Consider the following 26,440-nt stretch of genomic DNA (forward strand, 5'->3'; position numbering starts at 1 on the left):
AAATCGCTAAATCGATGAACGCCTGCCAACTTCCTGAAGTCCTTGATGTCCCTAAACCGGATATTTCTGTTGTGGTTCCGATTTACAATGAAGTTGAAAGCTTGCCTTTACTGGTCGAGGCGATCGCCAAAAGCCTCACATCCACCCAATATACCTACGAACTGATCTGTGTTGATGATGGTTCAACCGATGGCTCCACAGAACTCCTAACCCAACTCGCCCAGAAAACGCCCCATCTCAAAGGCCTAATCTTACGCCGCAATTATGGCCAAACTCCAGCCATGGCCGCTGGATTCAAATATGCCCAAGGTCATGTTGTCATTACCCTTGATGCTGACCTACAAAATGACCCAGCCGATATTCCCCTACTCTTAGAAACCCTCGAACAAGGCTACGATCTCGTCAGTGGTTGGCGGAAAAATCGCCAAGATCATGCTATAACTCGGCTCTTACCCTCCAAAATTGCTAACTGGATCATCGGCAGAGTCACTGGGGTAAAACTCCATGACTATGGTTGCTCCCTGAAAGCCTATCGTGCTGAACTGGTGGCTGATATGAACCTTTATGGGGAACTCCACCGCTTTTTACCCGCTCTAGCTTTTATTGAAGGAGCCAGAATTACTGAAATACCAGTACGCCATTATTCTCGACAGTATGGTAAGAGTAAGTATGGTCTGGGACGCACCTTCCGAGTGCTAATGGATTTGCTCACGGTTTGGTTTATGAAGAAATTCCTCACCCGGCCGATGCATATCTTTGGCTCCATGGGCTTGCTGTCCATGTTTCTGGGATTTCTGTTGGGGATTTATCTGACTATCTTGAAGTTGGGTTTTGGCGAAGATATCGGCGGCCGTCCCCTACTCATTTTAGGGGTTGTCCTGCTTCTGACTGGAATACAGCTCTTTTGTTTTGGCCTGCTGGGAGAATTACTGATGCGAGTCTACCACGAATCTCAAGACCGGCCCATCTATAGAGTCCGGGCGATCGTCGGCCAATCCTGACTTCTAGCTATCTTAGTCAAGAGAATCAGACTCTTAGCGCTTTGGACACCCCAGGAGCTTTATCCTATCTTCATAAAGCTAACTCCGGGAATCTCCTGAAATCTTACCTCCGTATTTCCTCCGCTTCGCCGAATATTCAAGAAATAATTTAGTAGATCTTCCAATGTCAAAACTTCTGGAAAGCCGTAAATTAGGGATATAGACAAACAAAACAGTTCTAGGACAGGAGAGCAGACATGAACAGCACAGTTAAGGCGATCGCACTCGGAACAGCAACCACAGTTGCAGGACTCTTTTCCCTAACCACAGCCGCTTCCGCATTCACCTTCAGCGGCCCAGCACCCACCATCAACAGTGACACCACTGGCTTCTACGAGCAATTTGCAGGATTCTTCCAAGAAGAAAGAGTCAAACTAGAAGATGCCAACCTATATGAGTTTGACCCTGATAGTCTTTTCCTGAAGTATGACCACGAAGTTAAGGTACACTTCATCAATGAAGGGGCGAAATACAGAAACCAACTGTCCTATGAAGCAACAGGTACAACCAATAGAGAAGGGGTTGTCTTCAAGGATATCTCCTCAGCAGAAGCGGTCGGTAACTGGGGTGGAGACGCTCTCGACTTGGGTGACTGGGTAAGCCTCGGAACAATTGGAGCAGGTAGCCAACTTGATTTCGCTCTTAGAGCTGATGGGTATTGTTTAGATAACCCAGAGGATACCAACTGCCACCAAACGGTTACTAGACGGAATGGCGAAACAGTAGATTTCACCAACCATGTTTGGGATAGAGATGATGTCTTCAGCACCCGCACCGCAGAAAACTCCGATGGGTTGCAGCATGTTGTCTCCTATGTCCTGGATAACCGCTACATCCTGATGGGATGGGAAGATATTATCCGGGGTGGAGATATGGACTACAATGATGTATTCTTCGTCGTAGATATCGGTGAAGGCAATGCAAGGCACATCGCTGATGTACCTGAGCCTGCTTCTACTCTCGGATTAATGGCTCTTGGTGTTACCGGTTTACTGAGCCTGCGTCGTCGTTCATCCTAGTCTCTCCTTCCTTATCTTCGGGAGTTAACTACTCCCCTAGAAACTCTAAGTTATAGATTCAATGATCAAGCTACGAAAACCTTCTCTAAGTCAGCTATGTTAGAGAAGGTTTTTGGTTTACTTAGCCATGTTAGCCACAAGACCCAGTATAGAGCTACCAGAAATATTAGACTCTTCTAATGCTTTTTGAATAACAGCTCGATTCGTATTTTTAAGGCGAACCACTAACAACATCCCATCCGCGTGGTTGCCAATTAGATGAGCATCTGCTAACCCTACTAAAGAAGGCGTGTCATAGATAACTAAATCGAAGAAGCCGTTGAGCTGACCCATTAAGTAGGGCATTTTCTGGGAAGATAATAATCGAATTGGGTCAGGGGAGAGATGACCGGCACTGAGGAAAAGTAAATTTTCTTGGGTGGGTGAAGTTTGAATCACTTCGTTGAGACTTAAGTAGTCAGTGATGATATCGCTGAGTCCTCGTCTATTTTCTAAACCGAGCAAGTCATGGAGTTGTGGCGATCGCAAGTTAGCATCAACTAAGAGTACCCGTTGTCCCATGGAAGCAGCAGTATGGGCAAGATTAAGGGCTACAGTCGATTTCCCATCACTAGAACTGGCGGAACTGACAACTAGGGAGCGGATGGGTTGACTTTTGCTCATCAGGGCAATGTTACTGTAGAGCGATCGAAAGGATTCAATGAAGGGAGCGCTATACTCGGGTTGGATCACCCTTGGAGGTAGGTCTACCGATAGGGAGCGTTTTAGGGATGGAATTTTTAGCAGATGTCGTTCTTTGTGTTCTAAGGTAGTGGCTAATGGAATAACTCCCAATAGCTTTAGAGGGACAGATGACTTAATTTCTTCAGGAGTATGAAAAACTGGAATAGAAATTTCGACCAGAAAACCCACCGCAATACTTAATAGGGTACTGACGACGACCAATAGAGCCAATTTTTTCTTAGTGTCGCTTTCTGCTCTGGAAACTGGCTCTCCATTGGGGTCAGTCATAATTTTAGGCGGGTCGATGATCTGCCAAGGGCTTTGAATTTGAGCTTCATCAATTTTCAGGGCTTCAAGTTTGGATAATAGCTCTTTGTAGCGATCAATGGCGAAGGTTAGTTCTCTTTGGAGTTCATCGTATTGTCGTGTTGCTGATGGCCAGACATTGATTTTTTTTTCAATCACTTGTTCTCCCTCAAGGAGAGTCGCTAACTTATCTTGCAAACCTTGAACTTGATTTTGTGCATCTATAATGAGGGCTGCTGCTTCTTGGCGAACTTGCTGCATTAACTCTTCCCGCTGCTCTTTGAGGATCAGTATGGGAATGCTATTATCATTGAGTCGGCTAGAAGCTATGGCAATATCGGCATCAAGCTGCTGAAGATTTTTGAGCAGAGTAAGATAGATACTTCCTGAGTTACTGGTATTGAGTAAATAGACATAATTGCCTTGGTCAAATTGATCTTTCATACCTTGAGCGATTGCTTGCTGTTGATTCAATTCAGCTTCCACTCTGAGTCGTTCTGCTGTGATATCTCGGTGGGCGATCGCTATTTGTACTCCTTGGGAGGGGGGATCGATTAAATTATAGTCTTCTCTTAGGTCTTGAATCCGATCTTCGAGCATTTTCACTCTAGCCGCTTGTTCAGGAAGCTGAGATTCAATAAAGTCTATACCTTGCTTAGTATTAGCTCTGCGTTCTTCAATACTATAATCAGTGTACCCTTGAGCCAGAATATTCATTACAAACTCTATTTTTTCTACATCTGAACTCAGATAGCTCACTCGAACCAACGACGTACCTTCCGTTTTCGCATCTTTTTCATAGGTCACCCGTGTGGTCGAGAGATTACTCATTAACCCGTTATAGGTCATGTTGGGATACTTGGTATTTATTTTGTCTAATAGAGGATTAATCAGTTTAGGACTCGTCAGCACTCGGATTAAACTTTCATAATCCACCAAGCTAATGTCTAATCGACCTTGTTTAGTAATATCTTCTGGATCTTGGGAAAGTAGAGAAAGTTGAGCAACCCTAGATTCTGCGGTTACGGGTTCGACGAGCAGACGAAATGAGCCTTCATAAATCGGAATTACTTCACGAGACTGTTGAATAATCAAGGTTCCCATCACAGCAGTCATCCCAGCAAAAACAATCCCCATGATTGGGGCGCGACGGGTAAATACTGATAGAACCCAGTTAAAATCAAAACCGGAATCCTCTTTATCATTGAGATTGGTGTTCAAGACTTTCAGGTCTGAATTGAGGGAGTTAGGGGAATAATCTGATGATTCGGTCAGGTTCATAAACAGTAGGTCTGAGAAACAACACCAGGATAATGTCTATGGATAAGGTTAATTGTCTGGATTTCCAATATATCCCAAGGCTTCTAGAGTATTAAAAATACCACGAATGGGTTGCGTCAGTTGCAAGACTCCATCGACTGTAGCCACCAAGTCCAGGAATTTAGCCAAGTGAGAACGGCTAACAATAATGATATCTCCATCTTTCAGAGGAGGGTTAGTCTCATGATTGAGATCAGCCCCTAAGTTCACCGGGATTTGTCGCTTGATCACGCTTCCATCAGGATTAACACTCACTAAGTCAACTGAGGTCTGGCGTATCCGCCGATCAATAAAGCTATCTGATGAGAGCAAGGCTTGATTCATTGGAGTATTTAAAGAAACTTCTATCTCCTTGACAATGCCAATCCTAGTAGATTTTTCGCCAACAATGAACACCCGTATGTTTCTTGGGGCTAAACTACTCTCACCTAGGGCGATCGCTTCCCCCACATCCAAGGTTTCTACTGATGGGATTCTAATGACATCGCCATGCTGGATAATGGTATTTTGATCGATCTTCTCTCCTTGTAAAAATGCCCAAAGGTCGATATTGAGGATAAGGGGTGACCCGCTTTTGGTTTGTCGGTAAATTTCAATTCGACGTAAGTCAGCAGTTTGTTGAATACCTCCAGCTCTGCTAATAGCCCAGCTCACAGTGGGTAGCCCTCCCGGTTCAAACTCGGAGCGAGTCGCACCGCCGATGAGAACATATTCTCCAGGGTTTACGACTGCTCCAATAATGCTAACGTTACGAGGCTGATCGGGGGGTGTGGCAAAGCTCAGGGTTGCGAGTTGAGGAATTTCTGAGAGGTTCGTTTCGTTTTGCGTTGGAATAAATATTCGGTCTCCATCTTGCAGAATCATATTTCCCCCGCTTCCACCTGTTTCAAGCCAATCTAGGGCATTGACTGTAATGATCTGTTTTTGATTATTGGGGAGGGGACGATGTACCTCAATTTGGCGAATATCAGCGGCCAGAGTGATTCCTCCTGCGGCTTGTAATACTTCTGGGATAGTGGGATAGCGAAATCGAGGAACTGACCCTCGACCGAGATCTAGGTCAATGGGATAAAGGCCTGGATTATTCACTTCTCCTGTGGCCGCAATAGCCACTGGCCGAACATCTGTCAAAGTCACTGTGGCCACGGGATACTTGAGTACGGGGGTGTATAGCTCTTCTATTTTTTCTCGAAGTTGCTCTAAACTAAGGTTGAGTACAAAAATAGCCTCCACCCATGGTAGATCTAGAGTGCCATCAGGCCCGATCAGATATTCTCCACCATATTCGGGAGATTCTAAAATATCAATTTGAATGCGATCGCCAACTCCCAAACGATACAGAGGTGTATTTGTAGTTAACGGAGAAGACGAGGGACTCAAGTTTTGGAGAGGTTCTTCAAGCCGCTCGGTTGTATATTCATGGGAGTGGAGATTAGACTCAAATAGATTAACCTGGGCTTGAGCCTTGATTACAGGTTGTAAAGTTAAAAGAAGAGAGCATCCACCATATTTCAATAATTCTACTACTTTTTTTGTAGCGTATCTTATGATGATCATAACTTTTTTACTGAATTAGCGATCGATACAGTTCATATCATTGATCCTGATTATAGCTCAATAAAAAGTCATTATGTAAACCATGAAAGAACTGATACTAGATCCTATTTTTCTTTTTCCCATTTTTATATGTTTTACAATTTATTTTGTATTATTTTTCTACTGGACTGACTACGTTTTTTTTCAAAAAAATATTATTTACTTATTTAGCTTTATCTTTATTCTTGTATTGTGTGACTTCACTGTTTATCCGGTTTCACTTTTGCGGCCGGTTCAGCTCATGAATGAGAACTTAGGGCCAATTCAATTGGTTATTAATTTATCTTATTATAGCCTGTCTGTATTATTTCTTAGACATTGGTTTAAAAAAATAAACAACTCTATATTTTCATTGTTTAATAATATATGTTTGGGATTATTCTTGTGTTTTACCCTGCTATCAATACTGTGGTCTGAAACACCAATTTATGCCCTAAAGTATTCCTTAATGATGATGCAGATAACCCTTCTTGCAGCTCAAATTGCAACAGAGTACAGTTGGGCTGAAATTATCAGCCTGTTACGATGGAGTACCAGCATGATCTCAGCTCTTAGTTGCTTTTATTCCTTAACTCAGCCTTCAATTGGAGTAATGTTTAAGGGATGGAAAGGAGTAATGTCACACCCAAATAGATTAGGGGTTGTCTTAGCACTCAATATAACCCTTTGGTTGTTTCATATCATGCATCATAAGAATCAGCGAGTGATTGCAGTCGGTATTATTGCTCTCTCTCTCTATGTGCGAGAAAATACAAATTCTCAAACCAGTTTAATCGTCATTATCCTCTTAATGATGTTACTGGGAGCATTAAAAATTTTAAGAACACTGCCATATAAACAAGCTTTTGTTGGTGTGTTAAGTTTCATGCTCGTAGGAACTTGTTTAGCATTTATTCTTCTCGAAAATTGGAATAATCTTTTAGTTTCATTAGATAAAGATCCAACTTTAACAGGGAGAACTATTGTTTGGCCACAAATGATTGAACGGGGAATGGATAGACCATTTTTTGGATATGGTACTCACAGTTTTTGGCAAGACTGGCGCGGAGAAGATAACCCAGCTTATGGTATTGTTTCTGATAATGGATGGGTTCCTCCTCATGCTCATAATGGTTTTTTAGAACTATTCTTAGAATTCGGATTTTTGGGATTATTATTGTTTTTATTTGCACTGTTGATTACAGTATCAATGTCTGTAAAATATATGATATCTAGCTCGGTTCCTGAAGCTTTACTCCCCCCCCTAATACTTACTTGGATGATTATTCCTAATATTACAGTAAGTAGTCTGTTTTCACCTAGTATAATGTGGTTTATATATATCTTGATTAACGTCAGAGTGAGTCGCGATCTACAAAATACAAAAACGAATTAATATAAAATTAAAACAAAATCAGGTAAAATCAGATAATGTCTATTTAGTTAAACAAAGAAAATTTAGGACTCAATTAAGACTAGCACGATCGCAAAAAGTATGTTAAAGTCTTATCTGTTATTGTTCTTTGTTAGTTTATGGATTTAAAAAAGAAAACTATCGCAGGTGTGATTTGGTCAGCCATTGAAAAGCTGGGGAATCAACTTATTTCATTTATTGTTTTTTTTGTATTAGCTAGATTATTAGGGCCAGAATCCTTTGGTTTAATTGCGTTAGCTGATGTATATTTGGTTTTTCTAGAGGTCTTTACAGATCAAGGCTTTACCCAGGCAATTGTACAACGTCAAGCCTTAGAAGATGAACATTTAGATACAGCATTTTGGATTAATTTAGTTATCAGTATTGGCTTGACATTAATCACGTTTATTGGTGCAGGTTGGGTTGCGATTGCTTTGAAAGAACCTAATTTAGAACCGATTATTAAGTGGCTATCTTTGGCTCTTATTTTTTCTTCATTTAATGGTATACAACAAGCTATTTTTACTCGTCGTCTGGCTTTCAAACAATTATCTTTACGATCCCTAATCGCTCAGTTATTAGGTGGAATTGTAGGCGTAACTATGGCATTTATGGGATTTGGAGTTTGGAGTTTAGTCGGTCAGCGATTAGTGAATCAGTGTGTGGGAATTCTAGTTTTATGGTGGGTTAGTGATTGGAAACCTAAATTGAGAATTTCTAAAAGACATTTTCATGATTTATTTGGGTTTGGAGTAAATATTTTAGGGATCAAGTTATTAACTTTCTTTAATAAACGATCCGATGACTTTTTGATTGGTTATTTTTTAGGGCCAGTTCCTTTAGGATATTATGCGATTGCCTATCGTTTATTAAAGACAGTTACTGTCTTGATTACTACTATGACTCAGGTAGGATTTCCTGCTTTTTCCCAACTGCAAAATGAACCAGAGAAACTCAAATCAGCCTTTTATAAAGGTACTCAATTTACTGCCCTGATTTCATTTCCATTGTTTTTTGGATTATCTAGTTTAGCCCCTGAAATCATTCCAATTATGTTTGGGGAACAATGGCATCCAAGTATCCCAGTCATGCAAATTTTAATGCTGATTGGCATTGTTCATTCCTTGGGTAGTATTAATACAAGTATTATCTTAGTCATGGGAAAACCCGATTGGGCATTAAAAGTCAACATCATTAATGCAGTCACTAATGTTACTGCATTTATTTTGGTTGTTCAATGGGGAATTGTTGCTATTGCTAGTGCTTTCGTAATTCGTGGCTATTTAATTCCTCTCCCTACATTTATTATCATGGTTAAGAAATTAATCCAAATCAATCTCAAAACTTATATTAATCAATTAGTTCCGGCTTTGGTAGCTACAGGAGTTATGGTGGTGGCCATCCTAGGGAGTAAGGCAGTTTTAGATCCCTATTTGACATTAAATTGGACTCTAGGTCTCTGTCTGGTTATTGCTCCTATGGCTTATGGCATAACGATCCGAGTTTTATTTCCTACTTTATTTAATCAAACTTTAGATTTATTCCGATCTCTAAAATCAAGCTAAAGTGATTTTATCCTACTAAATAAAAATACTCTGCAAGTTATTGAGAGTATGGTACAATGGTTAACAAAGTAAATTTTCAATCAAGTATGTCATCAACTAACTATCTAACAAAAATCATTCCCTGGTTTTCTCGGAAAATTGCCCTGAATTACCGAAAACTCAGAAATCGTTTTTATCCCACAGAAAAATTATGGGAACGATCTCAAGCCAGTGAAGTTGACTTTTGGGATGAATATATAGCAACTCAGGGATTGGGTAAGTTTCAAGATAAATATAAGGAAAAACTCGATCCAACCCTGCCTCTGCAACCGGAGATTGCTAATTGCTTAGATACCCTGGAGTTAAAGGAAGAAGGATTTACCATTCTTGATGTTGGAGCTGGGCCGTTCACACCACTGGGAAAAGTTTATAAGGATCAAAAACTGAAGATTACAGCTATTGATCCTTTAGCTCGTGAGTATGATGTTATTCTTGACAAACATAATATTACTCCTCCAGTGAGAACTCAGTTTGGGATTGGAGAAAAACTGTTGGATTTATTTTCTGCTGAAAGCTTTGATATCACATACTCCAGAAATGCTTTAGACCATAGCTACGATCCTTTGTCAGTAGTCAAAAATATGTTTTCTGTTGTAAAGAAACATGGGTTTGTTGTGCTGATGCATCACAAAAATGAAGCTGAACAAGAGCAATATCAAGGTTTACATCAATGGAATTTTGATGAGCAAGGCGGAAAGTTTGTGATTTGGAATCAATCCAGCAAGCATAATGTTACTGAATTGTTTAGTCCCCAGGCAGAAGTCAGGTGTTATTATGATGGTAATTGGGTAATAGCGACGATCAAAAAACTATAAGTAATTAAAGTCAGTTTTAGATAAGCTACAACCCTGATTCTATCGTTGTGTGTAATTCGCATTCCTTTGTAAAATCAGGCGCAAAATTCCCTTAAGCAAAACTGACGTTAATTTAAGTAATAGTGGATAGAATCAGAACTAAATGCATGAATATTTACTCTACTCGATCTATTTTCTTGGGGGGATGTCCCCGTTCTGGAACTACTCTTCTCCAGAGTCTTCTTGGAACTCATCCAGAAATTGCCTCCTTTCCTGAGTCTCATCTCTTCCGGAAATTACGCATTCCTTACTGGAGTCGTTTACTGGGTCTGGCCTCGTTAAAAGGTCAGGAGCAGTTAAACTGGTTTTTAGAGGAAATTGGACAAGCTGAATTTAAATCCCGACTTCCAAAAAGACCTTTGTTTATAGCTCAATATGTTAGTGTTTTTAAACAAGCCCTAGACCAAGCAACGCAGAAACAAGGAAAATCAATTTGGCTGGAGAAATCTCCAGAAAATATTCGTTACATCCAACTGTTTGAACATTTATTACCTGACGCTAAGTTTATTCATTTAATCCGTAATGGGGCTGATGTTGTCGCTTCTTTATATGATGTTTCTCGTAAACATAAACGTCGCGATATTTGGGGAGACCCTTGGGATGTTGATAAATGTGTTGCAACTTGGATTGATTCGGTTAAGTTTTCTAGTTCTCACTTACATAAATCTAATCATATTTTAATTCGCTATGAAAAATTAGTGAATGATCCTCAGCAGACTTTAATCCAGTTATGTCAGTTTTTAGGGTTAGAATTTGATCCAGTTATGTTAACTGCTTATGGGGAAACAGCTAAACAAGTGGTGCGACCTGATGAAACTTGGAAAATGGCGGTAGCTGCTCCCATTGAAAATGCTAATGGTAAGAAGTTTTATGAATTCTTTGATGACCAACAGCAAGAGTATATTCTACAATGTCTAGCTACGGTTAATGTAGATGACTTAGAGTTGAAAAACAAGAATGCTATTGGTTTAGGAAGTTAAGTTACAAATGGTGTATTTCGGAATCCTTTCGGCCAGTGAAAAACGACCGCAGAATTTCCGAACTCTCGAATGAGTTTTCGTCCAATTCGCTTTAGTCCTGATGGTAAAGCAGCGATAATTTGTAAATATCTTAATCCTTGAGTATATAAGAAATCATCTGATAATTGCCGTTCATAACACCGTTGCCATACCTGAAAGGCTTGGTGATTTTCTCCTGCATAAATCCAGCTATCTGCTAATCTAAAATAGCGTTTTCTAAGAATTTTTTTTCGCTCCAAAGTTAGTAACCCTGCTGCTTCTAGTCGTTCATGAGCTAACTCTAATAATTTTTCTCGGCAAGCTAAGTATTCTCTAGCAGCAGATTGAGAACCGATGGTTTGACCATGAGGTTTTCGCCAATAGCAATCGGGGGGTTGAAATCGCTGATAATTTAGATTAAGAATTAAGGCTCGTAAATGCTGATCCCAATCTTGACCAGTAGTTAAGGTTTCATCCCAAGGGCCAAGTTTATCTAAGGCTTTTTTTCTCCAAATCGGGCTAGTGGTTTGCCAAGGAACATCATTGGCTAAGAAGCGATTGATATCATCTTCTCCTGTGTCTCCATTCCACAATAGTGGGGTGTCTCCTGGACGATCGCCAAATAAAATACAGCCAAATACGGCAAAATCCAACTCTGGGTGGGCTTTCATAATCTGGAAGCGGTTATCTAGGGCGTGGGGGGCAAGGCAATCATCAGAATCAAGGAAGATAATATATTCTCCTTGAGCAGAGGCTGTACCTTGATTCCGACAAGCTGGGGCCCCTGAATGGTGGCGATCGCGGAGAAGATAATGGATACGAGTATCTTGGCGATGAAGCTCACTGACATACTCTTTCGTACCATCTGTTGAACCGTCATCAACCACTAAAGCTTCCCAAAATTCAAAAGTTTGTGCCTGGACGGAGGCTAAGGTTTGAGTCAATAGCTCTCGTCGATTTAAGGTGGGGATGACAATGGATATTTTTACAGAATGCATATTTCTTATTGAGATAAATTTAGAGTAAATGAATAAGAATAGTGAACCATAGAAACTCTTAAGATAATCCTACCATAATTTTAATAAACTCTCTCTAGACGCTACAATATTTTCACAATATAATCGTTATCCAAGTGAGCTAATTCCTAGAGGATATCATGAAAGTCACTTTACTCAGTCGGTCTGATGTCGGTGGGGGAGCATCGGTTGCGGTGCGTCGCCTCTATTATGCCTTGAATGATGCTCGAATTGATGCAACGTTATTAGTGGGAAATAAAAACCGAGAGGAAACTGTTTTAGTTAATGATTCTAAGGTAGGTAAAGCGAGAGGTTTGGTGACTCGGTTTTTAGATAATTTACCCATTAAAACCTATGATAAGTCTTCTAAGAGTTTATTTTCTGTGCAATGGGTTCCAGATGAAGTTTCTGGAAAATTGAAGATTTTAAAGCCTGATGTTGTTAATCTTCATTGGATTTCTCAGGGATTTATGCAAGTTGAAACCTTGGCACAACTTCCCTATCCTCTAGTATGGACAAGTCATGATATGTGGGGATTTACAGGGGGATGTCACTATACTGAAGGGTGTGATCGCTACCTCAAATCTTGTGGCCAATGTCCCCAATTAAACAGTAGCAAAGACAACGATTTATCCCGTTGGATTTGGCAACGAAAAGCGAAGGCTTGGTGCAATCTCCCCCTAACTATTGTGACTCCTAGTCATTGGTTAGCTGACTGCGCTCGAAATAGTTCATTATTCGCCAATAAGCGGATCGAAGTTATTCCGAATGGATTAAATACAAAAATTTATAAACCTATGAATCGTAGGGCTGCCAGAGAACGATTAAATTTACCTGCTGATAAACATTTAGTCCTTTTTGGTGCTTTAAATCCAACCAGTGACCCTCGTAAAGGCTTTCAATACTTAGAACCTGCCTTAAAATCTCTAAGTCAGTCTGACTGGAAAGATAAAATTGAATTGGTTATTTTTGGTGCTTCTCGACCAGAACAAGAACCTGAATTAGGATTTAAAATTCATTATTTGGGTCAATTTAAAGATGATGTGGCTCTCAGTTTAATTTATGCGAGTGTGGATTTATTTGTTGCGCCATCGGTACAAGATAATCTGCCAAATACGATTATGGAATCTATGGCATGTGGAACTCCCGTGGTTGCTTTCAAGATTGGGGGAATTCCTGATATGATTGAACATGAAAATAATGGCTATTTAGCGCAACCTTTTGAAAGTGAAGATTTAGCTCAGGGGATGGGTTGGATTTTGCAGGATCAAGAACGGTACAATGAGTTGTGCGATCGCGCTCGTCGGAAAGTCGAACAAGAATTCACCTTAGAGATCCAAGCTAAAAATTACCTTGATCTGTTTACAGAACTGATTGACAACTACCATAAAGAATAGCGATAAGGGTCATCCCCTAATTCAAAATCTGTGCGATAGTCCGGGTGATAAAATTCATTGATAACAGGCTCTGATAAATGCTTTTTTTGGGGTGGTTTCTGGAGATTTTCAAAAATTAACCGATCGCTCTGGAATCTTGCCCCTAAATTGGCTAAAATCTGGCTCATAGCTCTGGTCTGTCGCCAGCGTGTATAGCGAAAATAGGTCAACCGATCGCTATTGAGAGCTGCGGGATTTAATTGGGAAAATAGGGCTACTCCTGTCCCCATTTGAACTCGGCTGAATAACCCATGACTCCCCATGTCTCCTCCTGACACAATTAAGGAGGTTGGGTAGTCGGTTCGCGATCGCAGATCTGAGGCACTTAAACCTCTTGTTTCTGGCCAGGAGGGCACTTCTAATGACCCAGAAAAGGGTTGTTGCTTGCTAAAAGTAACCCCTAAAACTGTTGGTGAGTTTTCTGTTCTGGAGAGAAAAAATAACCGTCCCCCTTGACGGAGATACTCCCGGATCGCTTCATCTGCAAGCTGGACTTGAGAGCCGACGATCGCTAAGTCTGCTTCTGAATTTAAATTGTGCGATCGCCGATAAATAACTCCCAGTTCATCTAACTGAGTCGCTTCGGCATCACTACCGATAAAAATGACGTTCTCGACTTTGGGAGATAAGGGAGCTGTCGCAGCATAGGCGATCGCCCGATCTAAAAGTGTTCTAGCGGCTGGCTCAGACTTTCCGCGCTCCTCAAAATCCAAGGTTGTTAGAATGAGCCGACCTTGACCATAATCCAACTCCATCAAAGGAGTATAAGCTAAATCAAACTCCGATTGCAGAATCGGTCGCCAAGAACTGCGATGGGGTTTTTCTATGGAGACGCTACTGACTACCCCACGGTTTCCCCAATGCCATCCATACCAAGGCAACTCACGGGGAGGACTGCGCTTTACCCCACCTCTAGTAGTGTCTGGATAAGCCTCTGTGAGGGTGCTTTCCCCTCTCCAGTCTCGCAGATCCAGGCGATCGAGTCCCTGAAGGACAGGATGTTCAGAGTTGACTGGAAATACTCGACGACTCAGATGGGGAGCCACTCGAAACCCCAGAGTTCCCTGTATCCACTCTGGATCTTGGGTAAAAATGAGCGCTCTGCCTCCATTTTTGACAAAGGGTTCTAACTGAGCCAATCGTTGTTTGAAGCTTCTGTCTCCCCATCCCCGTTTTTTGGATAAGGCTTCTCTGGCGATCGCCACTAACCCATCCGTCTGCGATCCATCCCAGGAGGTAATCCGATAACCCATTTCTTCCAGCACTGCCGTGGTTTTACCCACTGGATCGAGAACCGAAATTGGCGGTAAATTCTGCTCAGTTGGAAAGGGAAACACCCGAAAATCAAAGGAATCTTGATGTTGATTCTCTCCAATCTGGGCCGTCAGATCAATCACTCCCTCAGTCTTTTGAGTCACAGAAGGCAAGGAAACCTCAATGGGAAAAAAGAGGGTCTGAGCTGGGTCAATTTCTCCTTGCCGATCGCCGGTTTGGGCGATCGCTCCATTAATCCTCACCTCCCAGTGAACCGAAAAACCTTCGCTTTCCCGCATATCATTAATCAAGACCACCTGTTTATTGAGACTTTCCTTCTCCCAATAACTATGATCTTTCGCCACAAAATTCTCTGATTCTCCAGCAATCCAAGCTAAAGTCGGCCTGTTATTCTCCAACAGCGCTTTTCCTCCCGGATGAATCCTAAACTCTGGAGCTTGTAAATAATTCAGGAATCTTCGCGGAACCTCCTGCAAATAAACCCCTCGTTGTCCCGGTTCAAATAAACCCAAAGCAACCCGTTGTTCTCCCTCCTCAGACTCTTGCCATCCATGGCCATCATTCCAAGGAATCATCCCCCCTGTGATTCCCCAAGTTCGCCAACTGCGCCAAGTTTGCCGACTAAACAAAGATTGCAATTCTTGAAAAGCAGGAGAAAAATTCAACTCTGGAGCAGAATGCCAACTTTCATACTCTTGGTCTTTAATAAACATTTGCGGAATTTTAGAGCGATAGTCAAGCCTTTCCAATTGGTACGCTTCTTCTCCTAAATAAATAGCTGTATATTCAGTCATCAACGGTTCAAACCGGGAGCCTTCCAGCAATCCATATTTTCCCCGCATCATCGCCCCATGTAGAGGAGTGCCAAACTCGACCACCATATAGGGCATATCCCCCTCTTCTGCCCAGTTAGAAATCCATTCTTCTCGCTCTTGGAGAGGAATTAAATTCAGATAAGAATTCAGAGCATAAACATCACCGATCGCCCCTCCATTATGCACCAGAACCGGCCGAGTAGGGTCATAAGCATTAACCGTAGAAACCATATCTTCTCCGGGCTGTTTCCACGATTTCCAGCGCCGATCCCAAACCTCTCCGAATGTTCCTGTAACTTCTTTTTTTCCAATTCGTCTAGGGTTTTGATCGTCACCTTTAGGAGCAAAAAAGTTAGGAGTAGTTGCCCACATTAAAATTGAAGGATGATTTCGATATCGCCGTAACTCATTCACCATGCGTGGCTCCCATTTCACTTTCCCTTGGGAGCCATTCCAGCGAAAAATATATCCTTTTCTTCCAGCATCTAAAGCCGGAGCCATAATCGGAAATCCTTTTAAATCTGCCCGTTCAGCAAACAACTCCCGAAAATGCCAGCGCCCCCGTTCATCATGATTCCAAGGCCAGAGTTCAGCTATATTATAACCCGCCCACTGATACCCCTCAATCATCCGATCGATGACTTTAGGAATACCCACGGGCCAAGCATTCCACATATCTTCATGGTACACGGGACGCAAGCGTATTTCTGACCCATTTAAGTAAAACTGTTTATTTTCAATCCAAAATTCCCGAAAGCCAAAAGACTGATCGTAAGTATCTTCAATTCCTTCTCCCTTCACTTGCAATCGAAGGGTATACAAATTGGGTTTTTCTAAATCCCACAATCGAGGATTAGACCAATCCCAGGTTAAATTCAGAGTTTGAATCCCTTGTGCTTTAATCCTTTTTTGGGCTGTAAATTCTCGCTCAACCTGACCCTGTTCATTGAGCATTGTGGCGATAACTTCCACTGAACCCGCTTGTGTAATATCCGTAAGTTCAACCTCTACTTCTACTTGTTTCTGACGGGTTGAAGGTTTGACAAAAACATCGCTGATAAACGGGCCTTGAGGAATACTGAGTAACCTTACTTCTCCAATTAATCCGCGAGAAGCTAAACGGATTTCCTCTTCAGACTCATTCTCAGCTTCTGGAGTTGCCGTGACTAAAAGGGTTAAATTATTTTCTTCTCCAGGATTAACCAATGAAGTGATATCCACAGCACCATAGGGCCAATTCACTTGACCACAAGCTTGCTGATTAACATATAGTTTCGCGTCTGTACTGACTCGTTCTAAACTCACCAGAATTCTGCGTCCTTCCCACTCCTGGGGAATATTAATCGGGTGTTGATACCAAGCCTGAGATAACGTTTTGCCGTTATACTCCTCCCATACAGCTCCAGTGCCACGGGAAAGCAAGCTGGGGACTAATTTGGCATTTTCTAGCCGCCAGTCCCCAGGAACGCGAATTTTTCCCCAATGGTTTTGGGGGGGAGTGGTGGTAGAGGCGATCGCCGGTTGAAAATCCCATACCCCATTCAGGTAGACTTGAGCGCGATCGCCATTTTCCGGAACTTCAGTCAGTGCTGGATAACTGGTAACCTGGAGCGTTCTACAAGAAAACCCCCCATCCGGTGCTGAGGTATAGCCAAGATCGCCCATACAGCTTAACGTAATCCAGCCTATACAAAATAGTCCCAAGAACTGTACTAACCTTTTCTTCATAAATCCATTGAGCTGAAGGTTTAACCCGAAATCGGATCGAGTAATTGTTCTCTCAAATAAACAGCATACTCTTGAGCATCACCCTGAGTTAGATGCACCCCATCGCTCGTTTTCCACTCCCTCTGGGGATTCGGTAACCATTCAAAGCGATCGCTCGGAAAAAGAGTTTCTATTAGCTCTTCGATTTCCTGTTTTTTGACCGTTGTTTCTAAACCCGGTTCTCCCGGAACATTAAATAAAACAATGCGCGACTCCTGACTACTGATGGCCAATAATTGATTTTTGATCACCTGAGCTTGTTCAATAATCAATGCTTTTGTCTCATCAGATAGAGGATTACTGAATTGTTTCTTCACTCTTTCTATTTCCTGTAACCTCAACGGAGAATCTGGCGCAGTGCCAGATTCTTGATTCCCTTGTGACCACTTCCTCAAACTATCCACCAACACACTAACCGGTCTATACTCTTGCTTAAACATAGGAAAATGAGAGCGCATAAAATATAAAAAAGGATTGTACAAAGAATCAATCAAATATACATCCAGTTCCCGTTGAATCGTCTCATTCACTTCAACCAATATGATTTTAGGTTTTGATGATTTTTTCCTTACAATTTCTAGACCTGTTTGCGTGCAACCTCCCCGCATCGCCAAATTAAACACATCAGAACCAATCATTTTGGGATCGAGATTAGCCGTTAGCGAACTTCCGACCAAAACCATTTGAGCATGACTCATGGGAGTATAAACATATTCTTCTGCTTTAATGAAATTAGACTGAGCTTGATGAATCCCTTCACTGGGACTAATCAAACCTGAAAAAATCAAAACTTGATACCCAATCATCACTGTAAAGCATAAGAGTAAACATTGCCCGACAAAATTTATTTTTCTGACTTTAGAATTGAAAATAGATAAACGCATTAGAACTTCCTTTATTCAGAATTATCAATGCCAGCATCAATCCAAAACTTAAGACCTGTAATTTTTTTCCGGTTCCAGATCCAAGAAGTTCCGCCCCTTTGCTTTGCAGATTGGGAAAATGAGGCAAATGATACAGTAAGACAGGGAGAGAGAAGAGCAAGACTGGAATAATGCGAATTAGAGCAGGTTTCACCTGAGTATTTCTAGCCAGGGTTACCATGAAGTCAACCGCTTGACTAAACTCAGGAAGCTTAAATAAAAGCCAGCCGAAAGAAACAAACGTAAATACCGCTAAGACTCGGATAGTATCGGTCAAGAATGGCTTCCATTGGATTCTATCGCGATCGCTAGATTGAGATACACGATCCCATCCCAATAATCGCTCTACCGCTAACCCCATACCATGAAACATCCCCCATACTGCATAACTCCAAGCCGCTCCATGCCATAATCCCCCCAGAGTCATGACAATCATTAAATTAAGATAGGTTCGGATTTCACCTTTCCGATTCCCTCCTAGGGGAATGTAGAGATAATATTTTAACCAAGTTGATAAAGAAATATGCCACCGTCGCCAAAATTCGGCAATGGAGCGGGAAATATAGGGGAAATTGAAGTTTTCGGGTAGAGTATAGCCAAAGGATGCCGCTAAACCGATCGCGATTAAGGAATATCCGGCAAAATCGGCAAAAATTTGCATGGAATAACCAAATAACAAGACTAGGTTCGTCAGAGTGCCTTGACTTTGATAATAGGGATAGGTAATCCAGAAGGTATAGTCTTTTATGTTATCCGCGATCACCATTTTCAAGAAATAGCCAGACACCAGGGCCCGAAAAACCAGTTCCCAAGGGATATCCTGAAAATATTTTCTCGCAATTTGCGGATAAAAATCATTGGCTCTGACAATGGGGCCAGCGACCAGTTGCGGGAAAAAGGACAGAAAAAAGGAGGTGTTGAGTAAATAGCGAATAGGGGTAAGATGGACAAAATATTTCTCTTGTTGTTTTCTGACTTCCCATTCAGCATCTTGCTGACGCAGGACATCGACGACTAAACTAATGCCTTGGAAGGTGTAGAAGGAGATGCCGATGGGGAGAGGTAGATGTAAAAGGGTTTGTATGAGGGCATCTTCTGGAGTGGGATTAATATTCAAGAAGGTTGTAAATAGGTTGGTGAGCAATGCACCGTACTTAAATAATCCCAACACCCCTAAATTGGCGGCTACTCCCAAAACGGCCCAGAGAATCCTAACTTGTCGCTTGTCTGTATGGCAAATTTTGAAGCTGGTTAAAACATTGATGCCAATCGAGATAATGAGTAATAATAGCAGAGCTGGAGAACTCCAGGCATAAAAGATAAAACTAGCAGTAACGAGAATTGGAACCTGTATGCCCTTGAAAATGGGTAAGTAATAAAGGATAAACGTAATGAGAACAAAAACTAAGAAGGTAAAGCTTGTGAATAACATACCCTGAAGGCCGGTAAAGGGGAGGGATGGGCGGAGTTTAATCTAACGTAATGAGATGCAGTGATTTTTGTCAACAGTCAAAAGATGAGAATTTGTTTTAGCGATCGCCAACAAAAATTCTCATCTTTATCTATTCCGGGATTTTCAGGGCAAGGGAGACCCCAGGAGCCATCAAGCCATCAACTCTCCCGAAGGCACATCAACCACCGCGATAGATCGCTGATCCACCTGAATTTTAATCGTATGGGCTAACCTCAATTGGATCACCGGCTCGCGAATCAAAGCATAGGCCTTGGCGATCCCCTCCGCCATCTCCCGATTCAAACAGCGAATATGCAACACCCCCCACCGTCTAAATACCTGACATCGAGCCAAAGGTAGCAAACACCTTAATTCCCCTTGATTTTCGCGATAAAAATCCCAGATCAACCGCGTGAGTTGTGAAGGTCGTTTCATAGCCTTAAGTCCTTACTTGCAATGGGCCCAATCCTTTATTCATATCAATTCCTTACTACTTCCATTGAACCCTAACCTTCTGAGAGCCGGTATATTCCTGAAAAAATATTTAATAATTCATCGATAAAACCGTCATGATTCTTGACATTCCCGCTCCTCCCAACACCCTATCCCACCTTAGTGCCGTGACAACCCTAAAATGGTGGGTTACGGCGGATTGATAGATTGCTCTCACAGTCTAGGTTTTAGCCGCCTAACCCACCCTACACTAATGCACTATTTTAGCTGTGTCACAGCATTAGCCTTCGTCTGGGACACCTGATCGGATTTTGATTCAGCCGGAACACCCTCTAAAATCTTTTCCGGTTCTACCTTAGTTAGGGGAATTTCCTCCACTTCCGGCAACCGTTCCACCGATAACCGAGTCGCCTGAGAAGCCCCCGACAAGCGCTTCAACAGAGCCGGCCGTGGATCGTGGAGCAAATAAATAATCAAATCCCCACTGCGCCACTCTTCCGACGCAGGCATCACTTCCAAGCGTCCCTCCCTAGAGACCAAAATCGGAACCAACTCCCCAGCACGAATCAGGGCTTGTAAATGGGCCTGTTGAAACCCTAACCCCTCCGTCTTCAGCGTCGTTACCCCCAACTTCACCTTACCCTCATCCACATACTGATTCCAGACCTTAATCGGTAGGTGGGGAATAAACGCTTGGGCAATCTTCTTGGGGCTACCCGAATGTTGCTGCCCTTGGGAATCACGGGGAAAAACCGCGTATACCCTAGGCGGATCGAACTCCTCTACCGCCCGTTGCGCCAAAACAAAATTCACCTCACCATTATTAGTCATCGCCAAAAATGTCCCCATAGAAGCCAGTCCCGCTTCCTCCAGAACCGCCGTATCTAGGGCACTACTCACAAATACCCGCAACCCTTCCGCTTCCGCTTGACGGCACGCTTCCGTATTCGTATCGATCAGAACAACAGATTCCCCTTGTTCCTCAAACAAACGCGCCATTAACCGACTTAAGGGGCTAATGCCCACAATCACCGCTCCCGTAGCTTTAGTCGAGGTAATTTGCAGCCAGTTGGCGAACCATCCCGCCGTTAGACCTTGACATAAGACGGTCATAATAATCGTCAAAAACACCAAGGCTTTAATGGCATCTCCCCCACTAATGCCCCGTTGGGTTAATAAAATTGAGAATAAGGAAGCCACAGAAGCCGAAACAATTCCTCTAGGGCCGATCCAACCCAAAAATAACTTTTGTCGCCAATTCATGTCACTCGGCCAGGTACAGACCCAAATATTCAGGGGTCGGATGACGAACATGAGCATCAGGACTGTCCAGACACTACCCCAACCTAAAGCAAAAATACTGGCAATTGATAAATCAGCAGCTAAGAGAATAAAGAGGACTGAAACTGCCAACATGGTTAATTGGCCCTTAAACCGCCTTAATAACCGCTCCTCCGGTAGTGAAGACCCCCGCAGCACAATTCCAGAGACAACTGTAGCCATTAATCCCGCTTCTGAGCGGATGGTTTGGGCAATACCAAACAGGCCCAACAAACCAGCCAAGACCACCAAATTTTTTAAATCTTCCGATAAAAATTGACTGCGCTTGAGGAACCAACCCAGTATCCAGCCCCCCAAAGCACCGATCGCCCCTCCAATACCCAGACGCAACAACAAGCCGCTAATGATAGAGATGGGATCGGCATCTCCATTGAGGATAATATCCAGAACGACCACCGCCAAAATCGCCCCCACCGGGTCAATTAAAACCCCTTCCCCCTCCAAAAGGGTGGCTACCGGTCGCTGCACCTTCACATGCTTGAGGAGGGGAGAAATCACCGTGGGCCCCGTCACAACCACCAACGAAGCATATAAGAAAGCAATTCCCCACGGAAACTCAGCCAAATAATGGGCACAGACTCCCCCACCCACTAAGGTAATTAAAGTGCCAACTGTAACCAGATTCCGCAAACTTCCCGATACTTTTCCCAGATCCCGCAGCTCTAAATTCAGCCCCCCTTCAAACAAAATCAGGGCAACTGAGAGGGCGACGATGACTTCAATACCAATACCGAGTAATTGAGGATCGATTAACCCCACGCCATCGGGGCCCAATAAAATCCCAAAGGGCAACAGAAACACGATCGCCGGTACGCGCAGAAAATCCGCCAGCACCTGGGCACTAATCCCGGCCATCACCGTGAGGATAATCAAGAGGGTTATTTGAAATGATCCTTCCATATGCGAAATCGCGCTGGTTCAGCGTTGGAGACAGATATAACCTAGCGTGTTCTCTTCACTTTGACCAGATCGGGTCATAGGGGTGGGTTTATCTAAAAATTTAAGGGGAAGACCCAGAATTGAGTAAACTTGCCCTTCTTGGGAGTTGTGAAATTTTAAGTTATGTTATTAGTATGTTATTAAATATTCATATTTCTCCAATTTTTGTGTTCGGCTCCGATCATCTTCATTTGATACTTTAACCCTCTTGGTGAAGCAGTTTAGTGATAAAACGTTGGATCATCCTTTCCGTGACCCCCTCTTGAGTAAGCGTTTTTGGGGGGTAGTCGTCCTTATGCTGGTATCGGTGGGTCTGATTTGCTTTTCGATTCAGTATCTCGATCAGCCCTCTCCCTACTTAAAGGAGGTTTTGACCTTGAAAGGCGATCGCGTTCAAGGCCATGCTATTTTCCAAATGAATTGTGCCGGATGTCATGGTTGGGAAGCTAAGGGCAAAGTCGGGCCAAGCTTGCAAGGAGTATCAGAACATAAGTCTAAGCGCCGGTTAGTTGAGCAAGTGATCAGTGGCAAAACCCCACCTATGCCCCAGTTTCAGCCCAGTCCCCAAGTGATGGCGGACTTGTTAAGTTACTTAGAGTCGCTGTAGCAAATAAGTAGAATGTAAAGACTCGATTAGGTTTAGGGGTCATGCTAACATTAAATTCTCTGAAGGTGTCAGGAGACGCAAGTAAGACTACTATCGCCTGCGGCGAGGCTGGGCGGTAGCATTAGTCAGTGAAGCGTCAAGAATCACTGCTCCTTTAGGACGGTGAGTATGTCAACATCTCCCCATCCTCACACAGATTGTTGTAATTCCAACTCTAGGGGCCGATCGCCCTTAATCTCTAAACCTTTAAAATCTTGTTTAATGCTGCCAAACCCCTCTTCTGGAGGCCAAAAGACCCAACGACTGCCGACGGGGAGCTGATTGAGGCGATCGCTATTTTGAGTCAGTAAAATTAAAGGTACATTGGGTAAATTCCGCGCAGGTTCCCCAAATGTAGTTCCCGCCAAGGCTTCTAAGACCACTTGATAACCTTGAATCAGTCCAGTATAAGCCGTCCAGAGTTTCACATTCATTTGCCGACGGGAGGCATGGAAATAGAGAGAAGCAGCCGCAATGACCGCTTGTTCAAAAGTTGCGGGATGCCAAGCCAGTTCCGTATCGAGGGCAATCAACACATCATCACCGCCCGCCATAATTTCTAATTCTCGTACCCTTAAGTCTCCATAGCGGGCACTGGTGCGCCAGTGAATCAGTCTTAAGGGGTCTCCCACCCGATAAGGGCGCAAGGAGCGAGTTAAGCCTTCTGTAGAATTTTGGATGCCCTGATGGTCGCGCTTAAATTTAGGGCTTTGGTCTTGACCAAGGTCGTCAATTAGGGGACAACTCCGTAGGGGTAGCACTTGGGGATAAACGATCGCCGTGGCAGGCGCTTCCCGGCGACGGCGACACCAAAATAAGCCTAGAGGGGCGGCTGTCCTGAGCTGTAGGGTACTCCAACGATAAATTCCTCTTTTTTGGGTCGGTTGGTCATAAATCCATTTATAGCTGCTGTAAGGGGGGATATGGGCGATCGCCGTGGTTTGGGGAGGACTGAGGACAAAGGGCAGCAGATCCTGAACTTGAAGCAGGGTTTTGGGTTGGTTCGTACAATTTTCGATGTCCAGTTCAAGGGTGAGATGATCGCCAGCGCTGATGGGGCGAATGCGATGGCGATGAATCTTGAGACCCCGTAGCGATCGCACGGGTAAAATAGCTGCCATAAACAGCAGTGCGGCGAGAATGCCACTAATGACATAGAGCCATCCGACCATGGTATTGGTGGCTGCTCCAAAGAAAAAGACCATCAGAGCGCCTAGCAACCATCCCGCATAAGCGGGGTTAACCCATTTTCTCTCTAACCAATCGGCGATCGCTTGTATCACGCTCTTACTCCATATATCATTTCCCCTTCATCTTTTATAGCGCTTCTCGATCGACCCATTAAAATTCAACCAAGACTTCGGCAATTCTGCGATTGCGTCGCACGGTGAGCAGCATTGAACGGGGACGGGTTTCTAGGAAACCGATGAGATCGTTGACTCCTCGCAACCGACGGTGATTAATGGCTAAGAGGCGATCTCCCGGTCGAAAACCGATATCTGCGGCTAAAGAACCCCGTTCAACTTCTAATACGGTTAAGTCTTGATCTACGGTTACGCCTAAACGGGGAGGATCGGAAAAGCGATCGCGGTTATTCTGATTATCTTGAGGAAATGTAGGATCGCGTCGAGCCACTGAATCATTGGGAACGCCAGGATCGCGCTGATTGCCATTAGCCACAATAAACTCTTGGGCAATTAAAGCATTAGTGGCAAAACCAATGCCGCTATTGGTTCCATTCCGGCTTAAAATGGCTTTATTGACTCCAATCAGTTCGCCACGGGAGTTGAGTAAGGGGCCGCCGGAGTTCCCAGGATTTAGGGCTGCATCGGTTTGTAGGTCTCCATTTTCCGGATCAATGCGGCTGAGAATACCGGTGGTAATGGTTCCCGACAGACCAAAGGGACTACCAATAGCATAGACTTGTTGACCGATTTGTACCCCTTGGCGATCGGCGATCGGAATGGTAGGTAAACTCTCATTCGTTTGTAGACGCACTAAGGCTAAATCATTGCGGCGATCCACAGCAATCACATAACCTGGATAACGATTGCCTTGGGCGGTTCTCACCTCTACCTGTCCCCGTCTGGCTTCAGAAACCACATGCTCATTAGTTAAGACTAAACCATCAGAGCGTACAATACTCCCTGAACCTGAGCCTCGTCCAGCTTTAATCGTAACTACCGCAGGACTGGCTTGGCGATAGACTTGAATCCGCGTTTGTTCTTCCCCACTAAATTGCGCGAGTCGTCCAATTTCCGGTACACTGAGGGCTGGTGGCGCGATGAATAGTCCCACTGCTAGGGTAGACAGGAATAAGGTTTTTGGTTGGATCATGATTCTTTACCCAGGGTTAGCAATCCTTCTTTAATGGATGACACAGGATGGTGCTGATAGTTTCCTGATTGTAGAATAGGCACGGGTCATCAATTACTTCAGAGATTTAACCAACCTATAACCCAGAATGCCCATCTGGAGCGAGAGATGGATTGGATAGCTTCCGAACATCAAGATTGGGCGATCCGAGTTTAACCTTAGTTTTGTAGTTTCGTTTAATTTTATAGATTCATGCTTGATTCTTTATCTTCATCCTTCGTTGGTGAAATGCCCGTTTTTCTTGACCCATTTCAATTGTATACCCTACCCTTGGGAGATTGGGTGACCGATTTTGTCAATTTCTTGGTCGATCAGTTTCGCCCTTTTTTTCAACTGATTAGAATTCCCTTTGCCTTTGTTCTCAGCACAATTGAAGCGGGTTTACTGGTTATTCCCCCCACCTTGTTCTTAATTCTCTTAGGGTTGCTGGTGTGGCAATTTTGTAGCGCTGCCATTGCTATCTACAGTCTGGTGGCTATGGTGGCTATTGGTTTACTGGGAACCTGGGAACCGGCAATGACTACCTTATCTCTGGTCATTTGTGCCGTGACTTTCTGTATGATTATCGGTCTGCCGATTGGCATTTTAGCTGCCAGAAACGATCGCTTTGACTCTATTTTGCGACCGCTTCTGGATGCGATGCAAACTTTACCTTCGTTTGTTTATTTGGTTCCGGTTGTGATGCTCTTTGGGATTGGGGAAGTGCCGGGAGTGATTGTTACTTTGATTTTTGCGGTTCCGCCCTTGATTCGGTTAACGAATTTGGGGATTCGTCAGGTGTCTAAGGAAGTGGTGGAAGCGGCGATCGCCTTTGGCTCCACTCCCAACCAAGTCCTTTGGGAAGCCCAAATTCCCCTCGCTTTACCGACAATCCTCGCGGGCGTGAATCAATCTATACTCTTAGCCCTATCCATGGTGGTTGTCGCATCCATGATTTCTGTCGAAGGTCTCGGTCAAATGGTCTTACGGGGCATTGGCCGCCTGGATGTTGGATTAGCAACGGTTGGCGGGGTCAGTATTGTCTTAGTGGCGATCTTATTAGACCGGATCACCCAGGCTTTAGGGAAACCGAAAAAGGTTTCCTGGAAAAAGCGCGGCCCCATAGGATTTGTATTTTATTTTACCCAGAAACAAGCACTCCAATAAA

Annotated in this window: 19 protein-coding genes; 9 read left to right on the forward strand and 10 right to left on the reverse strand. The window is 43.4% G+C overall.

The genetic code is table 11. The features are described from left to right. Nucleotides 1–14 precede the first annotated feature (14 nt). Nucleotides 15–1,001, forward strand: coding sequence for a glycosyltransferase family 2 protein (locus PMG71_RS09035; RefSeq protein ID WP_347179236.1), 987 nt, complete (start codon nucleotides 15–17; stop codon nucleotides 999–1,001). Nucleotides 1,002–1,237: 236 nt separating this feature from the next. Then, nucleotides 1,238–2,059: a DUF4114 domain-containing protein gene (locus PMG71_RS09040; protein ID WP_283753341.1), complete on the forward strand. Its 822-nt coding sequence runs from the start codon at nucleotides 1,238–1,240 to the stop codon at nucleotides 2,057–2,059. Nucleotides 2,060–2,176: 117 nt separating this feature from the next. On the opposite strand, the gene PMG71_RS09045 is transcribed toward PMG71_RS09040, so the two are convergent. Next, a complete protein-coding gene (locus PMG71_RS09045) occupies nucleotides 2,177–4,369 on the reverse strand; it encodes a GumC family protein (RefSeq protein ID WP_283753342.1) in 2,193 nt (730 codons plus the stop codon). A 48-nt stretch (nucleotides 4,370–4,417) separates the two neighbouring features. Beyond that, nucleotides 4,418–5,965, reverse strand: a complete 1,548-nt coding sequence (locus tag PMG71_RS09050) for a polysaccharide biosynthesis/export family protein (RefSeq protein ID WP_283753343.1) — start codon at nucleotides 5,963–5,965, stop codon at nucleotides 4,418–4,420. Nucleotides 5,966–6,047: 82 nt separating this feature from the next. Between PMG71_RS09050 and PMG71_RS09055 the strand changes: the two genes are divergently transcribed. From PMG71_RS09055 to PMG71_RS09070, 4 genes are all read left to right on the forward strand, one after another. Next, nucleotides 6,048–7,379 (forward strand): O-antigen ligase family protein, encoded by a 1,332-nt coding sequence (locus tag PMG71_RS09055; protein ID WP_283753344.1) that lies wholly within the window; start codon nucleotides 6,048–6,050, stop codon nucleotides 7,377–7,379. Between the two features lie 137 nt (nucleotides 7,380–7,516). Then, the gene (locus PMG71_RS09060; protein WP_283753345.1) at nucleotides 7,517–8,962 is read left to right on the forward strand and encodes an MOP flippase family protein; all 1,446 of its coding nucleotides are present in this window, start codon (nucleotides 7,517–7,519) and stop codon (nucleotides 8,960–8,962) included. A 56-nt stretch (nucleotides 8,963–9,018) separates the two neighbouring features. After that, a complete protein-coding gene (locus PMG71_RS09065; protein WP_283753346.1) occupies nucleotides 9,019–9,816 on the forward strand; it encodes a class I SAM-dependent methyltransferase in 798 nt (265 codons plus the stop codon). A gap of 146 nt (nucleotides 9,817–9,962) precedes the next feature. Continuing rightward, nucleotides 9,963–10,835, forward strand: coding sequence for a sulfotransferase family protein (locus tag PMG71_RS09070; RefSeq protein ID WP_283753347.1), 873 nt, complete (start codon nucleotides 9,963–9,965; stop codon nucleotides 10,833–10,835). On the opposite strand, the gene PMG71_RS09075 is transcribed toward PMG71_RS09070, so the two are convergent. Continuing rightward, nucleotides 10,832–11,851: a glycosyltransferase family 2 protein gene (locus PMG71_RS09075; protein WP_283753348.1), complete on the reverse strand. Its 1,020-nt coding sequence runs from the start codon at nucleotides 11,849–11,851 to the stop codon at nucleotides 10,832–10,834. The two genes, PMG71_RS09070 and PMG71_RS09075, sit on opposite strands and share 4 nt — an antisense overlap. A gap of 158 nt (nucleotides 11,852–12,009) precedes the next feature. On the opposite strand from PMG71_RS09075, the gene PMG71_RS09080 reads away from it, so the two are divergent. Further along, a complete protein-coding gene (locus PMG71_RS09080) occupies nucleotides 12,010–13,266 on the forward strand; it encodes a glycosyltransferase family 4 protein (RefSeq protein ID WP_283753349.1) in 1,257 nt (418 codons plus the stop codon). Here the strand turns inward: PMG71_RS09080 and PMG71_RS09085 are convergent. The 5 genes from PMG71_RS09085 to PMG71_RS09105 all read right to left on the reverse strand — a co-directional run bounded on the left by PMG71_RS09085 (nucleotide 13,251) and on the right by PMG71_RS09105 (nucleotide 22,232). Beyond that, complete coding sequence (locus PMG71_RS09085) at nucleotides 13,251–17,123, reverse strand: glycoside hydrolase family 2 protein (protein ID WP_283753350.1); 3,873 nt, start codon at nucleotides 17,121–17,123, stop codon at nucleotides 13,251–13,253. The genes PMG71_RS09080 and PMG71_RS09085 overlap by 16 nt on opposite strands. Nucleotides 17,124–17,143: 20 nt before the next feature. After that, nucleotides 17,144–18,046 (reverse strand): hypothetical protein, encoded by a 903-nt coding sequence (locus PMG71_RS09090; RefSeq protein WP_283753351.1) that lies wholly within the window; start codon nucleotides 18,044–18,046, stop codon nucleotides 17,144–17,146. Then, entirely contained in the window at nucleotides 18,021–19,517 is a 1,497-nt protein-coding gene (locus PMG71_RS09095) for an MBOAT family O-acyltransferase (protein WP_283753352.1), read from the reverse strand. Before PMG71_RS09095 ends, PMG71_RS09090 begins: the two co-directional genes overlap by 26 nt. A gap of 171 nt (nucleotides 19,518–19,688) precedes the next feature. Beyond that, nucleotides 19,689–19,973, reverse strand: a complete 285-nt coding sequence (locus PMG71_RS09100) for a hypothetical protein (RefSeq protein ID WP_283753353.1) — start codon at nucleotides 19,971–19,973, stop codon at nucleotides 19,689–19,691. Nucleotides 19,974–20,249: 276 nt separating this feature from the next. Then, nucleotides 20,250–22,232 carry a cation:proton antiporter gene (locus tag PMG71_RS09105; RefSeq protein ID WP_283753354.1) on the reverse strand — a complete coding sequence of 661 codons (1,983 nt, stop codon included), beginning with the start codon at nucleotides 22,230–22,232 and terminating at the stop codon, nucleotides 20,250–20,252. Nucleotides 22,233–22,566: 334 nt separating this feature from the next. On the opposite strand from PMG71_RS09105, the gene PMG71_RS09110 reads away from it, so the two are divergent. Next, nucleotides 22,567–22,878, forward strand: coding sequence for a c-type cytochrome (locus PMG71_RS09110; RefSeq protein WP_283753355.1), 312 nt, complete (start codon nucleotides 22,567–22,569; stop codon nucleotides 22,876–22,878). Nucleotides 22,879–23,066: 188 nt separating this feature from the next. On the opposite strand, the gene PMG71_RS09115 is transcribed toward PMG71_RS09110, so the two are convergent. Both PMG71_RS09115 and PMG71_RS09120 read right to left on the reverse strand, forming a co-directional pair. Then, a complete protein-coding gene (locus PMG71_RS09115; RefSeq protein WP_283753356.1) occupies nucleotides 23,067–24,200 on the reverse strand; it encodes a DUF58 domain-containing protein in 1,134 nt (377 codons plus the stop codon). A gap of 58 nt (nucleotides 24,201–24,258) precedes the next feature. Next, on the reverse strand, nucleotides 24,259–25,254 hold the full coding sequence (locus PMG71_RS09120) for a S1C family serine protease (protein WP_283753357.1): 996 nt from the start codon (nucleotides 25,252–25,254) through the stop codon (nucleotides 24,259–24,261). Between the two features lie 231 nt (nucleotides 25,255–25,485). Between PMG71_RS09120 and PMG71_RS09125 the strand changes: the two genes are divergently transcribed. After that, complete coding sequence (locus tag PMG71_RS09125) at nucleotides 25,486–26,439, forward strand: ABC transporter permease (protein ID WP_283753358.1); 954 nt, start codon at nucleotides 25,486–25,488, stop codon at nucleotides 26,437–26,439. The last annotated feature ends 1 nt before the right edge of the window (nucleotide 26,440 follow it).

Source organism: Roseofilum acuticapitatum BLCC-M154 (assembly GCF_030068475.1).
In the GTDB taxonomy this organism is placed as follows: Bacteria; Cyanobacteriota; Cyanobacteriia; order Cyanobacteriales; family Desertifilaceae; genus Roseofilum; species Roseofilum acuticapitatum.

What these genes read in the sequence shown, in the direction of transcription:
- PMG71_RS09080 (WP_283753349.1), top strand. Translation starts at nt 12,010, where the DNA reads ATGAAAGTCACTTTACTCAGTCGGTCTGATGTCGGTGGGGGAGCATCG.
- PMG71_RS09085 (WP_283753350.1), bottom strand. Translation starts at nt 17,123, where the DNA reads ATGAAGAAAAGGTTAGTACAGTTCTTGGGACTATTTTGTATAGGCTGG.
- PMG71_RS09040 (WP_283753341.1), top strand. Translation starts at nt 1,238, where the DNA reads ATGAACAGCACAGTTAAGGCGATCGCACTCGGAACAGCAACCACAGTT.
- PMG71_RS09035 (WP_347179236.1), top strand. Translation starts at nt 15, where the DNA reads ATGAACGCCTGCCAACTTCCTGAAGTCCTTGATGTCCCTAAACCGGAT.
- PMG71_RS09055 (WP_283753344.1), top strand. Translation starts at nt 6,048, where the DNA reads ATGAAAGAACTGATACTAGATCCTATTTTTCTTTTTCCCATTTTTATA.
- PMG71_RS09045 (WP_283753342.1), bottom strand. Translation starts at nt 4,369, where the DNA reads ATGAACCTGACCGAATCATCAGATTATTCCCCTAACTCCCTCAATTCA.
- PMG71_RS09125 (WP_283753358.1), top strand. Translation starts at nt 25,486, where the DNA reads ATGCTTGATTCTTTATCTTCATCCTTCGTTGGTGAAATGCCCGTTTTT.
- PMG71_RS09100 (WP_283753353.1), bottom strand. Translation starts at nt 19,973, where the DNA reads ATGAAACGACCTTCACAACTCACGCGGTTGATCTGGGATTTTTATCGC.
- PMG71_RS09060 (WP_283753345.1), top strand. Translation starts at nt 7,517, where the DNA reads ATGGATTTAAAAAAGAAAACTATCGCAGGTGTGATTTGGTCAGCCATT.
- PMG71_RS09070 (WP_283753347.1), top strand. Translation starts at nt 9,963, where the DNA reads ATGAATATTTACTCTACTCGATCTATTTTCTTGGGGGGATGTCCCCGT.
- PMG71_RS09095 (WP_283753352.1), bottom strand. Translation starts at nt 19,517, where the DNA reads ATGTTATTCACAAGCTTTACCTTCTTAGTTTTTGTTCTCATTACGTTT.
- PMG71_RS09105 (WP_283753354.1), bottom strand. Translation starts at nt 22,232, where the DNA reads ATGGAAGGATCATTTCAAATAACCCTCTTGATTATCCTCACGGTGATG.
- PMG71_RS09120 (WP_283753357.1), bottom strand. Translation starts at nt 25,254, where the DNA reads ATGATCCAACCAAAAACCTTATTCCTGTCTACCCTAGCAGTGGGACTA.
- PMG71_RS09050 (WP_283753343.1), bottom strand. Translation starts at nt 5,965, where the DNA reads ATGATCATCATAAGATACGCTACAAAAAAAGTAGTAGAATTATTGAAA.
- PMG71_RS09090 (WP_283753351.1), bottom strand. Translation starts at nt 18,046, where the DNA reads ATGCGTTTATCTATTTTCAATTCTAAAGTCAGAAAAATAAATTTTGTC.
- PMG71_RS09110 (WP_283753355.1), top strand. Translation starts at nt 22,567, where the DNA reads ATGCTGGTATCGGTGGGTCTGATTTGCTTTTCGATTCAGTATCTCGAT.
- PMG71_RS09065 (WP_283753346.1), top strand. Translation starts at nt 9,019, where the DNA reads ATGGTTAACAAAGTAAATTTTCAATCAAGTATGTCATCAACTAACTAT.
- PMG71_RS09075 (WP_283753348.1), bottom strand. Translation starts at nt 11,851, where the DNA reads ATGCATTCTGTAAAAATATCCATTGTCATCCCCACCTTAAATCGACGA.